This is a genomic window from Zymomonas mobilis subsp. pomaceae ATCC 29192 (genome assembly GCF_000218875.1).
Lineage (GTDB): Bacteria > Pseudomonadota > Alphaproteobacteria > Sphingomonadales > Sphingomonadaceae > Zymomonas > Zymomonas pomaceae.
The window spans coordinates 1166762-1181083 of sequence record NC_015709.1 but is presented as its reverse complement, the minus strand read 5'-3'; the positions used below and the strand labels follow the sequence as shown (position 1 = coordinate 1181083).

Annotated in this window: 10 protein-coding genes and 1 riboswitch; of the genes, 5 read left to right on the top strand and 5 right to left on the bottom strand. The window is 46.1% G+C overall.

The window, feature by feature from the left end:
* Nucleotides 1-8 precede the first annotated feature (8 nt).
* Nucleotides 9-923 (top strand): LysR family transcriptional regulator, encoded by a 915-nt coding sequence (locus ZYMOP_RS05140; protein WP_013934293.1) that lies wholly within the window; start codon nucleotides 9-11, stop codon nucleotides 921-923.
* 105 nt (nucleotides 924-1028) lie between these two features.
* On the opposite strand, the gene ZYMOP_RS05135 is transcribed toward ZYMOP_RS05140, so the two are convergent.
* Both ZYMOP_RS05135 and ZYMOP_RS05130 read right to left on the bottom strand, forming a co-directional pair.
* Complete coding sequence (locus ZYMOP_RS05135; RefSeq protein WP_013934292.1) at nucleotides 1029-2153, bottom strand: glycerophosphodiester phosphodiesterase family protein; 1125 nt, start codon at nucleotides 2151-2153, stop codon at nucleotides 1029-1031.
* Nucleotides 2154-2177: 24 nt separating this feature from the next.
* Nucleotides 2178-4592 (bottom strand): TonB-dependent receptor, encoded by a 2415-nt coding sequence (locus ZYMOP_RS05130; protein WP_013934291.1) that lies wholly within the window; start codon nucleotides 4590-4592, stop codon nucleotides 2178-2180.
* A gap of 221 nt (nucleotides 4593-4813) precedes the next feature.
* Nucleotides 4814-4926: riboswitch (TPP riboswitch) on the top strand.
* A 66-nt stretch (nucleotides 4927-4992) separates the two neighbouring features.
* Here ZYMOP_RS05130 and thiC point away from each other — a divergent pair.
* Complete coding sequence (gene thiC, locus ZYMOP_RS05125) at nucleotides 4993-6816, top strand: phosphomethylpyrimidine synthase ThiC (RefSeq protein ID WP_013934290.1); 1824 nt, start codon at nucleotides 4993-4995, stop codon at nucleotides 6814-6816.
* A gap of 555 nt (nucleotides 6817-7371) precedes the next feature.
* On the opposite strand, the gene ZYMOP_RS09310 is transcribed toward thiC, so the two are convergent.
* The 3 genes from ZYMOP_RS09310 to ZYMOP_RS09570 all read right to left on the bottom strand — a co-directional run bounded on the left by ZYMOP_RS09310 (nucleotide 7372) and on the right by ZYMOP_RS09570 (nucleotide 9538).
* Nucleotides 7372-8168 (bottom strand): IS5 family transposase gene (locus ZYMOP_RS09310; RefSeq protein ID WP_252507399.1). Its coding sequence is split into 2 segments (ribosomal slippage): nucleotides 7372-7829 and nucleotides 7829-8168, totalling 798 coding nucleotides; the frame shifts between segments, so codons are not numbered across the junction.
* 488 nt (nucleotides 8169-8656) lie between these two features.
* Complete coding sequence (locus ZYMOP_RS05110; protein ID WP_013934289.1) at nucleotides 8657-9058, bottom strand: cell division protein ZapA; 402 nt, start codon at nucleotides 9056-9058, stop codon at nucleotides 8657-8659.
* An 87-nt stretch (nucleotides 9059-9145) separates the two neighbouring features.
* The gene (locus tag ZYMOP_RS09570; RefSeq protein ID WP_013934288.1) at nucleotides 9146-9538 is read right to left on the bottom strand and encodes a hypothetical protein; all 393 of its coding nucleotides are present in this window, start codon (nucleotides 9536-9538) and stop codon (nucleotides 9146-9148) included.
* Between the two features lie 226 nt (nucleotides 9539-9764).
* Between ZYMOP_RS09570 and tkt the strand changes: the two genes are divergently transcribed.
* From tkt to ZYMOP_RS05090, 3 genes are all read left to right on the top strand, one after another.
* Complete coding sequence (gene tkt, locus ZYMOP_RS05100; RefSeq protein WP_013934287.1) at nucleotides 9765-11756, top strand: transketolase; 1992 nt, start codon at nucleotides 9765-9767, stop codon at nucleotides 11754-11756.
* A gap of 46 nt (nucleotides 11757-11802) precedes the next feature.
* A complete protein-coding gene (gene gap, locus ZYMOP_RS05095) occupies nucleotides 11803-12816 on the top strand; it encodes a type I glyceraldehyde-3-phosphate dehydrogenase (RefSeq protein ID WP_013934286.1) in 1014 nt (337 codons plus the stop codon).
* Between the two features lie 252 nt (nucleotides 12817-13068).
* Complete coding sequence (locus ZYMOP_RS05090) at nucleotides 13069-14262, top strand: phosphoglycerate kinase (RefSeq protein ID WP_013934285.1); 1194 nt, start codon at nucleotides 13069-13071, stop codon at nucleotides 14260-14262.
* Nucleotides 14263-14322: the final 60 nt, after the last annotated feature.

Here is a 14322-nt window from a genome sequence, read left to right as displayed (position 1 = left end):
TATGAAAGATGGATATTCGACAGCTAAAACATTTTGTTGCCGTCGCTGAAACTTTGCATTTTGGGAAAGCGGCCGAGCGCCTTAGGATAACACAGCCACCCCTTAGCCAATCTATAATAAGATTGGAGCAAGAACTTAGAGCGCCCCTTTTTCTAAGAACCAAGCGTCGCGTAGCGCTAACCCCTTTTGGAGAGCAATGGCTTCGATACGTTAAGAAGGCGCTTGAGGGTATCGAGGCGTTACCGGAAATCGCCAGACATCTGAGGGACGGGGCGGCTGGACAGCTTCATCTATCTTTCGTTAGCACGGCCGACTTTAATATTTTACCGACTCTTGTTCGACGGTATCGGTCGCTTTATCCTGAAGTCGAACTTTCATTGAATGAAGCAACAAGTGATGTGCAGATTACAGCCATAGCTAATGGGCGCGGACATGTCGGGATAATTATACCACCCGCTAATGCCTCACTGCCTATAGGTCTTACTTATCACAAACTTGTATCAGAACCTCTGATCGCCGCCGTCCCAGAAAGTTGGTTTAGAAACCAACGCTTTTCCCTTGTCCAAGGGAAATTATCACCCGCTTCTATTATAGAAGCGCCTATCATTATTTTTCCACGGCCTCTGGCACCGGCCTTTTATGATCTGGTTATGAATTACTACGCTTCATGGGGAGGATACCCTCATATTGCCCAACAGGCTATCCAAATGCAGACTATTATTAGTCTTGTTGCCGCCGGAATGGGTATCGCTCTTGTCCCCCAATCGCTCCGCCAGATGGCACGGACAGATGTTCATTATTTGGATTTGGAAAAGCCTGCACCTTTTTTGGAAACCGGCATCATTTGGCGTCAGGATGATCAGACTGCAACGCTTAGGCGTTTTCTTGAGGTTACAAGAGAAGTCCTTATCATAGAGGCGTAAGTTAATTTTGTTCTGACATTTGGGGGCGTGTTCTCCCAAAAGGAACGCATGGGATGATAACTTTGGGTGTCTCTCCCATGTCAGGTTAACATCGCTTTTCGATATTTACGTTTCTGCAATCGCTAATCGACCTATTGCCGGATCATCGGTAAAAAATCCGTCTAATCCCAATTCCAGATAGCGCCTTATTTCGGCTATCGAGCCTTTGATATTGCGGGCATTATCTCCTGCTTGATCGCGCAATGCGAGCGGTAAGAATCTGTTTTCAGGGCGGCAGGTGTAACTATGGACTAACAGCCCTGTAGCATGGGCATCTTCTATCAGACTGCTGGGATTACCCCATTGCCCTGTTTGGGTTTTCGGAATGAGATCATCATTAGAAGGGCCGATCGCTTCTGCAAATTGGCGAATGTCTTTTAGTGCTGCCGGTGTCATCAAATCGCCAAAAGTCGTTTTTCCGCCAACCGCCAGAATATCGGCTGGGATCGTCTGACGCCCGCCTAACAAAAACATAAGTTTCCAGTGCGGACGGGTATAACCGATCTTCTGTCTAAGATAGCGAAGCGCTGTATCTTCAAAACACTGAATTTCTACAGGAGCCTGAGATGTGTAGAGATGACTATCCAGAATTTTTAGGAGTGTATCTTCTATTGAAAATCCTAATTTTCGGAAATGCGTTGGATTTTTAATTTCAGGTATGAGGCCGATTAGACGATTACTGCAGGTCGATGCCGCCGCAACAAAGTCGATCACTTCTTCTAATGTAGGAATTTCAAACCACCCATCATAACGCGTATTCAACGGCCTGATTGTTGGCAGTCTTTCACAAGCCCTTAAGGTTTTGATTTCTGCCAAGGTAAAATCAGTTGTAAACCAGCCTTCTTGTTCTTTGCCATCCATCACTATTTTACGGCGGCGGCTCGAAAATTCCGTATGATGGGCAACATCTGTTGTGTCAGTAATATTACTTTCATGTCGAGCAATAAGATGCCCGTCCTTCGTTGGGACAAGATCCGGTTCGATATAATCGGCACCATCTATAATTGCTTTTCCATAAGCGGCGAGCGTATGTTCTGGCCGTAAGGCGGAAGCGCCGCGATGAGAAAAAATTAGCGGTTTCAGGGCAAGAGAAGGGGCGGCTTTGGCTAAGGTCGGCCAAAGCGCGGTATGAAAGAGAACGCCATTTGCTGCCGTTAATTGTAACAACCGCCGCCGGTTTAAAGTAACCATTATAAAAGACCTTAAAAAATTACCTTAGAAACCAGCCTGAAGGGTAAGAAAGAACATACGAGGTGCAATCGGATAGGCTGTAAACTGACTGGAAGCTTGGTTACTATTAATCGTTGACCAACCTTTTGTATTGGTCAGATTGGTAATGTTGCCTTGTATCCGTAAATCACGGACGTGCGGGATATTATGAAAAGTATAGCCTGCATTAAGGCTAAACAGCATATAAGAGCCAACAGACAGATCATTGGTATAAGTCGCATAGCGCCTACCGATAACGTCACCGATAAATTGGGCTGAAAAATTGCCCCAATCAAAACTACCGACGAATTTTTCTGCCCAGTCAGGGACACCGGTCACCTTTTCCCCAGCCGTCATGACTTCGGTAGTACCGTTATTGTAATTGTCGTTATAGACCGAGTGGTTATAGGAAAGGGCATTATAAAGCGAGAAATGGGGGCCAAATTTCATCGTGAAGGATAAATCCATGCCATCGGTTGTCACCGATCCGACATTCGTCAGGATGGTTGCGCTGCCAACAATGGAAGAGTTTGTCTGCGTTGTAGAAACGGCCAGTAGTCGATTTGAAAAATGCACATGATAATAGCCCAACTGACCGCTAAAACCTGTCATTGGCCCAAAGTGAATATTTCGTTTGGTGCGGATACCCGTTTCATACGTCCATGATGTTTCCGGTTTTCCATGCTTTTTAAAATCTTCAAAAGCTTCCTGACTGGTCACCCCCCAAGGCGTTGCATTTCCATAACCAGCTGCTTCAAAGCTGCGCATATTTTCTTGAATATTAGCAAAAATCTCTTCATGCGGGGTAACGTTCCACAATGCGCCGAATGCCGGCAGAAAAGGTTTTACAGCTGAAATTTTACCACCCGGAACGGTAATGGCATTTTTGGGAGAAAGCGAACCGGGTAAAGCGGCAATCGGTAATTTGCCATTTGTATAGACTAATTCTGATTTAAAGCCCGCCTGAAAGGTGAAATTAGGCGTTATTTTCCATGAATCTTGAACATGGGTTACGAAACTATTCGTGTAGAAAGCATTTTTATATTGGCGGATAAGCGGGTCTTCTGGTCGTTGATAAGGTGTTGAAGGAGAATTAACATCAAGCGCATACCAATTACGGGCTTGAGTATTGTTATTGCGTTCATACCATCCCCCGACTTCGATTGAGTGGTTGCCTGTCTTATAATGTAATGTCGATATTAGACCGCCCCGATTATCAAGATATTCGGTTGTTCTGGTGGCATAGCCAGAGTTACCAAAAACGGATTTTAAATCCTGTCCCGGAAAATAGGCTTCAAATAAGGATGGAAGGCCCGCTGCCTGAATAGGGCCTGCGACGACACCCACCCCTGAGTTATGATGATAGTAAAACTGGTTATCCCACGAAATTTTATCACTGAAATCATGCGTAAATTTTAAATATCCCAGAAAATCTTCTCTTTGGGCATCCGAATAATAATTCCGGTAATTAAGGCCTGCTGCTGTCGGCGTCGCGCCGTTAGCCGAGAGATAATTTTTGGCATAATTAAAATCTGGATACATGGAAGGTCTAACATAAATCGAACTGGGCATTACGACCCCGTCTTCATTGGGTTCGATTTTTTGAGACCAATCAAAATAGAGCGTTAGTTTATTGCTATCATCTTCGTGAATGAATTTGGCATTGACCTGATTACCCCCTTGCTGGCCTTTGAAATCCCATGCACGGGCATCTTGTCTAGCCCATGAAACATAGGCTTTATTCCCCTCGCCAAACTCGCCCGTATCTATACGGGCAAAAGTACGAAACGTTGAATAGCTACCAAAGGTTTGGCTGAGCTGACCGCCTGCCCGAGAAAGGGGATCACTGCTTAAAAATTCGAGCGTACCGCCCAGATTACTGGTAGATGCCGTCCCCAAAGCGCCAGCCCCTGATGAAAGCGAAGCACTTCTTGTGTTTTCACTGATCATCGCGCGCTGGGGCGAAAGACCATTATAATTACCGTAATCCTGATCGCCTAAGGGCACCCCATCCATGGTATAGCCCAATTGATTTTTATTAAAACCATGAATGTATAAGGAGGAATTCTGTTCATTATTTCCCCATGGATCCGCATTATTAAACACAACACCGGGAAGAATTGCCAAGGCTTTGATCGGACTCATACCGGGTAAAAGGCGTTGTATTTCAACATGGCTGACGCTTTGCTGTGAATGGGTTTGGCGTGCTGTTACAACGAGTTCGCCTTTATCTTTAGCCTCCGTTTTATCTTCAGTTTGAGATGTTTTATCCGCTTCCGTCGTATTTTTATCAGGGATATTAGTTTTTTCGGGATCATTATTGACAAGAGGGGTTTCTGCTAAAGCAATACAAGGGAGCAGGGCTGATAGAGCCAATATAGAGCATGAAAAAGCTAACTTATGCACAGATTTAACCCCCATTAATTTTAGTACCGCTTCCAAGTAGAGCCGTAATTTTTCATGGAGGTTTCAACGGGATGTCGTTTTTATGACGGCCACGCATCCCGCTTTACTGTGATATTTTTAATACATCCTAAAAAGTGGCTACGAACTTTTTTTGCCCTTCATAAGAAATAGAGAAACTAGACGGTCTCTTTACGGTTGATTAGCTTGCTATCATTGTCTTTTGCGCTTAATAATAAAGCACATCCCCGGGGGGCTCTATATAATAGGGCTGAGAATTGGCTGAGTTGCCATAACCCGTCGAACCTGATCCGGCTCTGAAACCGGCGTAGGGAGGGAAGGTATCAGACCTTGCTTCTACCGTCGGCCGAAAGCCTTTTTTGTCGGCCCGATGGCTGGCTTCTAAGAAAGATGCATAATGGCTGATACTTCTGATCAGAATATTGATGATATTCCCAATCACGTAACAACTGGCCCAATCCGTGGCTCCCGTAAAATCTATGTAGAAGGTAAAAAGGGTGTCCGCGTGGCCATGCGCGAAATTGCCCTTGAACCTTCTGCTAAAGAGCAACCGGTTCGGGTTTATGATTGTTCGGGCCCTTATACCGATCCCAATATAAAAATTGATATCCGTCAAGGTCTTAAACCGATACGGCGTGATTGGATTTTAGCGCGGGGTGATGTCGAGGAATATCAAGGGCGCGATATTAAACCTGAAGATAATGGTCAGCTTGGCCCTGATCGTTCAGGAGGGGTACCCCCGTTTCCTAATGTTAATCATCGGCCTTTGCAGGCTAAGGCCGGTGGCAATGTTACCCAGATGCATTATGCTAAAAAAGGCATCGTAACACCAGAAATGGAATATATCGCCATTCGCGAAAATTGTGGCCGCGCCCAAATGAAAGAGGCGATGGAACGCGATGGTGAGGACTTTGGGGCTAATATCCCTGATTTTATTACACCGGAATTTGTTCGGGATGAAGTCGCTAGCGGTCGTGCCGTTATTGCAGCCAACATTAATCATCCAGAAGCAGAGCCGATGGTGATTGGCCGGAATTTTCTGGTCAAAATTAATGCGAATATTGGTAACTCGGCTGTTGCTTCTGATGTTGCGGCCGAAGTTGAAAAAATGGTGTGGTCTATCCGTTGGGGTGCCGATACCGTTATGGATCTATCAACGGGCCGCAATATCCATGACACCCGCGAATGGATTCTGCGTAACAGCCCTGTTCCCATTGGAACGGTGCCGATTTATCAGGCATTAGAAAAAGTAGGCGGCATTGCTGAAGACCTGACATGGGAAATCTTCCGCGATACTTTGATCGAGCAGGCTGAACAGGGTGTTGATTATTTCACCATTCATGCCGGTGTTCGTCTCGCCTATATCCCCTTAACTGCGCGTCGTGTTACAGGGATCGTCAGCCGTGGTGGTTCTATCATGGCGAAATGGTGTTTAGCCCATCATCAGGAAAATTTCCTTTACACGCATTTTGAAGATATTTGCGAAATTCTGAAACGCTATGACATCGCTTTTTCCTTAGGTGATGGTCTGCGTCCGGGATCTATTGCCGATGCCAATGATCGCGCCCAGTTTGCTGAACTGGAAACCTTAGGCGAACTGACCGAAATTGCATGGAAGCATGATGTTCAGGTGATGATCGAAGGCCCAGGACATGTTCCGATGCACAAGATCAAACCGAATATGGATAAGGAACTGATCGCCTGTCATGAAGCGCCTTTCTATACGCTTGGGCCTTTGACGACCGATATTGCACCGGGCTATGATCACATCACCTCGGCGATCGGGGCGGCTATGATTGGCTGGTTTGGAACCGCCATGCTGTGCTATGTTACCCCAAAAGAACATCTGGGGTTACCTAATCGTGACGATGTTAAAGTCGGTGTTGTCACCTATAAACTGGCAGCCCATGCGGCCGATTTAGCCAAGGGACATCCGACAGCAAGATTGCGCGACAATGCGTTGTCCCGTGCGCGTTTTGATTTCCGTTGGAAAGATCAATTTAACTTAAGTCTTGATCCTGATACGGCAGAATCTTTCCACGACCAGACTTTACCAGCAGAAGGCGCTAAATCAGCCCATTTCTGTTCCATGTGTGGCCCTAAATTCTGTTCTATGAAAATAACGAAAGAAGTGCGCGAATTTGCTTCCCAAGGTATGGAAGAAATGAGCGAACAATTCAAAGAACAGGGTAGTGAAATTTACCTGCCTGCGGCAGAATAAATTTATTTAATCAAAAATTTTTAAAATTAAAGGCTTTTCTATCCTATGATTTAGTAGGGTAGGAAAGCCTTTTTTTATAAAAAAAGATGTTGAATATTATTTGATAAATATAGCTTTTGAATAAAATTTTGGCTGTTTTTTACTTTATTATAAATATGTTTTTCTATTTTTATAAATCATTAATTCTAACCGGAAAATCCTGTCTTTTAAGATTAGGAAGTATGGTTTATTTTATGTCGCCAACAATATTGAAAATAGATGTACTGGATGCTGTAAATAAAATAATAAACCTATAGATTAATTGAAATTTAGAGTAAGTTATATATATTTATATTATTAATTTAATGCATGTATTTGCTAATATTTTTAATTACTTAAAATAAGTAAGTAAAATATCTTTTTAAAAAATATATGGCTCTATAGTTTTATTTTTAATGTTACCAAAAATACCGGAAAGATATTAGCGCTTTATTCTATAACGGTCTGCAAAAGAGCTTTTTTATAAGAACCATCATTTGGATGAAACAAAATGAGGTATAAAAGCTCTAGGTTCTGTTAGATCTTGATCCAGTCTGCAGCGGCAGCGATGTGGATAACCGCGAGGAAGCAGGTTGCTGTTTTTTCATATCTGGTAGCGACAGCGCGCCACTCTTTGAGGCGAGCCCAGAGGTTTTCAACAAGATGCCGGCAACGATAAGCCCATTTAGGGCAGGCGACCGACGCATCACGTCGTTTTGCAGGAATGGCTGGTCGAGCCCCGATGTCCCAGATCCGTTCACGGAAAGCATCCGAAGCATAGCCTTTGTCAGCTACGACCCACATGGGAACAGAGGGGAGATGTTCAAGCATGACTGGCGCCATTGGCAGTTCATGAGCCTGTCCAGACGCAAGAGCGAAATCAATTCCTTTTCCGTGTCCATCAGCAATTACACAGACTTTCGTGCCATAGCCCCCGCGAGAGCGGCCAAGTGCTTCACGATGGTCTCGCTCTTCGAAAGAATCCCCTTTTTTTGGGCTCCTGCCGCCTTATGGTGAGCCCTGATGTTCGTACCATCCAGAAAAGTCATTCCGAGTGCCACTCCCTGTTGTTCCTGAACCCGTTTCAACAGGCGGTCCCATACGCCAAGTTTCGCCCAGCGGATGAAAAGCTGCGCTGCCCGCCACCACGGACCCAATTCAGCGGGAATGCTCCGCCATTTCGCACCATTCTCATGTCGCCAGAATATCGCCGATATCGTGCGACGCAGATCATGGGGTGGTGTCTTACCCTTCGGGCGAACTGCCTCAATTAGAGGTTCCCAGATCGACCATGTCTCATCCGTAAAAATACCGGTAACGATTCCGTCTTCCATCCCTTTTATGTAAAAAAATTTAAGATCTAACAGGCCCTAGAAATTAGGCTGTTATGTTGTTTCGACGTATTATTTTAGCTAACTTTAATCATCCATTAGTACACAGACTTTACCAGTCTTTTCTTACAGAGCTTGTCCAAAGCAAGCGATTTATATCTTGTAACAGTAATCACAGGGTACCGAAACGACGAGGATGCTATTATAACTGTTAAACCCGTCTTATTTTTTATAATGAAAATTATACTACAATGAAATTATTTTATTTTTTTTGAAAAAATCATAGGAAAATGGCGTAACAATCTTAAAAATAAAGAAATGTGGCGGAACCGCTGCCAGGCCGTTTGCTTGAATATCCACTGACGCCCAAACGTCAGGTGGGCGCCGTATGCATCGAACCAAGATTCGAACAGGGACAGCTCCCTTGGATGTATTTATAGCCTCAGGGATAATTGCTTGAGCGCGCACCGCGCAGAACCGCCACTCTCTATTTAGGAAGCGTGCGCTTCTTCATCAAGCCGATTTACGATATTTTCTATTCTTTCTACATATTCTTCTATTTGTACAGCAATTTGGTTACGTTCTTCTTTTTGCGTTATCCGTGCTTTTTCGCTGTGATCCAAGGCTTGTTTTTGATTCTGTAACTGTTGCTCTAACTGTTCATTTTTAGCCTGAAGCTTCTCAAACATGCTTTTAATATCTTCATTTTTGTCGGCTAACAATAAGGCTGCAAGTAAAATCCGACGTGTGTCACCCGCTACATTCAGTTGTTCACTGATTTTAGCGACTTCCCCATCCACTATATTGGCCAGAAAGCGTAAGCGGGATTCATCACCGTCACGACAAGCTAGTTGATGGCTACGCCCACCTATCATTACATCTACTTGCGCCATATTTTATCCCTGTGTTTAACTGTCCGACTTTTTAGAGCAATCTTTTTGACGCTTAGAAATAGATTGCCCTTCATGATTTTTAATATGTTAAGACTTGGGGGTGCTCTTCCTTACTGTTTTCGGATTCTTTCTGATTGGCGAGGTTTTTTGAGAATCAACCTCGCTCGGTGTAGAAGGGAAAGTATGCGTTGATGATTGTTCGTCCACTGAGGATAGAGGGGTCTTCCCTTTGATAAAAGAGTCCCGAATAATTTTCTGCTCTTCTTCTGTTGGTAAAGAATCGGTAATATCTTTCTGATCGGAAGGATTCCCAGTGATCAGGTTATCAATCCTGTTGAGAGCTTGTTCTGTTGCCTCGCGTAACCGTTGGTAGCGTACAGCAATATCCTGATTGGCTGCCCGTCGGCTGTCGGCTTCTTCCAGTCGGGCGAGTGCCTGTGTCAGGCGGTCGAGGGCATATAAAAGACGATCTTTGACCATATTTTGCCCATAGCACGACGCCCCCCGCCTCAACATGGCCTTTTAGACTTTTTATAGGATTTTTCAGTTATGTCGCCGATGGCACAATGTGTTTATATTGTGACTTTTTGTCCAATGTGTTGACCTTTCTTAGGCCACAAGACTAATAAAGCCCCGTCTTTTCGGTTTTTTCTCGGATTTTGCCAGAAATTACCAGCGTTTTCCTTTCAATTTTAGGTATCATCGCATGTCTGTTCCGTATCGACACCTTGCTAATGCTATTCGCGCCCTGTCGATGGATGCTATTCAAGCCGCCAACAGCGGTCATCCAGGGTTGCCTATGGGCATGGCGGATGTCGCGACTATCCTGTTTGGTCGTTATTTGAAGCATAATCCCCAAGATCCAACATGGCCGGATCGGGATCGTTTCATTCTGTCCGGCGGCCATGGTTCGATGTTACTTTACGCTTTGTTGTATCTGACGGGATATAGTGAGCCAACTCTGGATGATATTCGCCAATTCAGACAATGGGGTAGCCGTTGTGCGGGACATCCTGAAAATACGCTATTGGCAGGTGTCGAGACCACGACCGGCCCTTTGGGGCAGGGTATCGGTATGGCAGCCGGCATGGCTTTGGCTGAACGTCATTTAAATGCTCGTTTCGGTGATGATCTCGTCAATCACCGTGTTTGGACCATCGCAGGTGATGGCTGTCTTATGGAAGGCATCAACCACGAAGTCGTTGGGATTGCGGCGCGTCTTAACTTAGGAAACCTTAATGTTCTTTGGGATGATAACGGTATCACTATTGATGGTGATGTCGCTATTTCTCGTAAAGAAGACGTTATGGCTCGTCATCGTGCTTGTGGTTGGCATGTCGTCGCCTGTGATGGTCACAATACGGAATCCATCATTAAAGCGATGGATGAAGCTATTGCTGATCCGCGACCGTCTTTGATCGCTTGCCGTACTACCATTGGTTATGGTTCTCCCGGAAAACAAGGCACGCCCGCAGCGCACGGGACCCCTCTAGGGGAAGAAGAAATTCTTCTGACGCGTGAAGCGTTGGAATGGACTAGCCCAGATTTTACGATACCGCATCATATCCTGAAAAAATGGAGAGAACTGGGTACACGCCACGAAGACGAATATAACAATTGGCAAGCGCGTTTGGACGAGCACAAGGATAAAGAAGAATTTACCCGTATTATGAGCGGGAATCTGCCTGAAGCTTTTGATTTAACCGATTATAAAAACAGTACGATCGCTTCGGCTCTCCCCATGGCTACCCGCAAGGCTTCTGAACTGACGCTGGGTATTCTGATTCGGCAGGTTGGGGAATTAGTAGGGGGATCTGCTGACTTAACGCCGTCCAATAATACCAAACCTAAAGGAATGACGACGCTTTCTGCCGCTGATTACAGCGGCCGTTATATCCATTATGGCATTCGTGAATTTGGCATGTCTTGTGCTATGAATGGTATGGCCCTTCATGGAGGGGTTATTCCCTATGGCGGCACTTTCCTTGCTTTTTCAGATTACAGTCGTCCTGCGATTCGTTTGTCTGCCTTGCAACAGACCCGTGTCATCTATGTTATGACGCATGATTCGATCGGGGTTGGGGAAGATGGACCGACTCATCAGCCGGTTGAACAGATCATGTCTTTGCGACTGATTCCTAACTTAACGGTTTTTCGTCCCGCTGATTCGATTGAAACTGCAGAATGTTGGGAGCTGGCTCTAAAAAATACTGTGGGCCCCTCTGTCATTGTTTTATCCCGTCAAAATTTGCCGTTACTACGCGAATCAGCCGATGAAAATGCCTCGGCTCGGGGGGCGTATCGGTTGCGGTCGGCTGTTGCTAAAAGACGCGTCATTCTAATGGCTACCGGCTCTGAAGTTTCTTTGGCTGTAGAGGTCGCCAGCCTCCTAGAAACCGCCGGATTTGGGGCAGATGTCGTTTCTATGCCTAGTTGGACTTTGTTCGATTTACAGCCTGAATCTTATCGTAATGACGTCTTGCCCGATCAGCCTCAATCGACAATTTTACGCGTTTCTATCGAAGCAGGGACGACAATTGGTTGGGAACGGTATACTGGCATAAATGGTCTTCGTTATGGTATTGATGTTTTTGGTGCATCGGCCCCGGCGAATGATTTATATGCTCATTTCGGCTTGACCGCAGTCGGCATCACGAACAAGGTGCTGGCCGCGATCGCCGGTAAGTCGGCACGTTAAGATAATAGCTACAGAATGATAGCTACTTGTAAGTAGGAGAATAAACATGGCGGTTAAAGTTGCGATTAATGGCTTCGGCCGTATCGGCCGTCTGGCTGCGCGTGCAATTCTGTCGCGTCCGGATTCTGGACTTGAACTGGTTACTATCAACGATCTTGGTAGCGTTGAATCCAATGCTTTCCTGTTCAAGCGTGATAGTGCACATGGCACCTATCCTGGCACCGTTACCACCGAAGGTAACGACATGGTCATCGATGGCAAGAAAATCGTTGTCACCGCAGAACGTGATCCTGCCAATCTGCCGCACAAAAAGCTTGGCGTTGATATCGTGATGGAATGCACGGGTATCTTCACCAACACCGACAAAGCTTCTGCTCATCTGACCGCAGGTGCCAAGAAGGTTCTGATTTCAGCACCGGCTAAAGGTAATGTTGATCGCACCGTTGTTTTCGGTGTGAACCACAAAGACCTGACGGCAGACGACAAGATCGTTTCCAACGCATCTTGCACGACCAACTGCTTGGCTCCGGTTCTTCACGTTCTTCAGCAGAAGATCGGTATCGAACGCGGTCTGATGACCACCATCCACAGCTTCACCAACGATCAGCGCATCTTGGATCAGATTCACTCTGATCTTCGTCGTGCTCGTACGGCCAGCGCTTCCATGATCCCAACCAGCACCGGTGCTGCTCGCGCTGTTGCTCTCGTGATCCCGGAACTTAAAGGTAAGCTCGATGGTATCTCCATCCGCGTCCCGACTCCGGATGTCAGCCTTGTTGACTTTACCTTTGTTCCGAAGCGTGACACGACCGCTGAAGAAATCAATAGCATCCTCAAAGCTGCTGCTGACAAGGATGATCTGACCGGCGTTCTCGGTTACACCGACGAACCGCTCGTTTCCCGTGACTTCTACACCGATCCGCATAGCTCCACCGTTGACAGCCGTGAAACGGCCGTTCTGGAAGGCAAGCTGGCTCGCGTTGTTGCATGGTACGATAACGAATGGGGTTTCTCCAATCGTATGGTTGATACCGCTGCTCAGATGGGTAAGAGCCTCTAGTCTTAAGGCTATTGGTTACAAAGGCGACCCGCTTTCTGTCTTTTGGCAGCGAGCGGGCCACCGCTTTATCCAGTACCAAAACACCGTCTTTCTTGCCGGTGATTGAATTTAGCCTCCTGATATTGGCCTGATGTTGACGTATGGCCGCTCCGAACGCTTTTGTTCTGCGTCTGCTGCAACAGGGCCGAAAAGGGGGTAAGTCTCCGTTATCAGATCCGCTTTGCATCGTAAGGCGGCCAAAAGGAGGATATAATGAGCTTTCGTACATTAGATGATATTGGCGACGTTAAAGGTAAGCGCGTTCTTGTTCGCGAAGATCTGAACGTTCCTATGGATGGCGATCGCGTTACGGATGATACCCGTCTGCGTGCCGCTATTCCGACCGTCAATGAATTGGCAGAAAAAGGCGCTAAAGTCCTTATTCTTGCCCATTTCGGTCGTCCCAAAGGCAAACCCAATCCTGAAATGTCTCTGGCCCGCATCAAAGATGCTCTGGCTGGCGTTTTAGGTCGTCCGGTTCATTTCATCAATGACATCAAGGGCGAAGCGGCTGCTAAAGCTATTGATGCTTTAAATCCGGGTGCCGTTGCTCTTTTAGAAAACACGCGTTTTTATGCGGGTGAAGAAAAGAATGATCCAGAGTTAGCTTCTGAAGTTGCTAAACTCGGCGATTTCTATGTCAACGATGCTTTCTCGGCTGCGCATCGCGCCCATGTTTCGACCGAAGGTCTGGCTCATAAGCTGCCTGCTTTCGCCGGTCGTGCCATGCAGAAAGAGTTAGAAGCTTTAGAAGCCGCTCTTGGTAAACCGACTCATCCTGTTGCTGCTGTTGTTGGTGGCGCTAAAGTTTCCACGAAACTTGATGTTCTGACCAACCTGGTTTCCAAGGTTGACCATCTGATCATCGGTGGTGGTATGGCTAACACTTTCCTCGCCGCCCAAGGTGTGGATGTTGGTAAATCACTTTGCGAACATGAGCTGAAAGATACCGTTAAAGGTATTTTTGCTGCTGCTGAAAAAACTGGCTGTAAAATTCATCTGCCAAGCGATGTCGTTGTGGCAAAAGAATTTAAAGCTAACCCACCCATCCGCACCATTCCTGTCAACGAAGTCGCTGATGATGAAATGATTTTGGATGTGGGGCCAAAAGCGGTTGCTGCTTTGACTGAAGTTTTGAAGGCTTCCAAAACCTTGGTTTGGAACGGCCCGTTGGGTGCCTTTGAAATTGCACCGTTCGATAAAGCAACGGTTGCTCTTGCTAAGGAAGCCGCTGCGCTGACCAAAGCAGGTTCATTGGTTTCTGTCGCTGGTGGTGGTGATACGGTTGCGGCCTTGAACCATGCTGGTGTTGCACAGGACTTCAGTTTTGTTTCAACGGCTGGTGGTGCCTTCCTTGAATGGATGGAAGGTAAAGAACTTCCGGGCGTTAAAGCGCTTGAAGCTTAAAACTTTATAAAGGGGGCGGTTTTCTAACCGCCCTTTTTTTTAAGAAGGGCTAAATTTTTC

Coding starts and splice junctions, on each gene's coding strand:
- thiC (WP_013934290.1), top strand. CDS start 4,993: ATGGCTGATACTTCTGATCAGAATATTGATGATATTCCCAATCACGTA.
- ZYMOP_RS09570 (WP_013934288.1), bottom strand. CDS start 9,538: ATGGTCAAAGATCGTCTTTTATATGCCCTCGACCGCCTGACACAGGCA.
- gap (WP_013934286.1), top strand. CDS start 11,803: ATGGCGGTTAAAGTTGCGATTAATGGCTTCGGCCGTATCGGCCGTCTG.
- ZYMOP_RS05090 (WP_013934285.1), top strand. CDS start 13,069: ATGAGCTTTCGTACATTAGATGATATTGGCGACGTTAAAGGTAAGCGC.
- ZYMOP_RS05140 (WP_013934293.1), top strand. CDS start 9: ATGGATATTCGACAGCTAAAACATTTTGTTGCCGTCGCTGAAACTTTG.
- ZYMOP_RS05135 (WP_013934292.1), bottom strand. CDS start 2,153: ATGGTTACTTTAAACCGGCGGCGGTTGTTACAATTAACGGCAGCAAAT.
- ZYMOP_RS05110 (WP_013934289.1), bottom strand. CDS start 9,058: ATGGCGCAAGTAGATGTAATGATAGGTGGGCGTAGCCATCAACTAGCT.
- ZYMOP_RS05130 (WP_013934291.1), bottom strand. CDS start 4,592: ATGGGGGTTAAATCTGTGCATAAGTTAGCTTTTTCATGCTCTATATTG.
- tkt (WP_013934287.1), top strand. CDS start 9,765: ATGTCTGTTCCGTATCGACACCTTGCTAATGCTATTCGCGCCCTGTCG.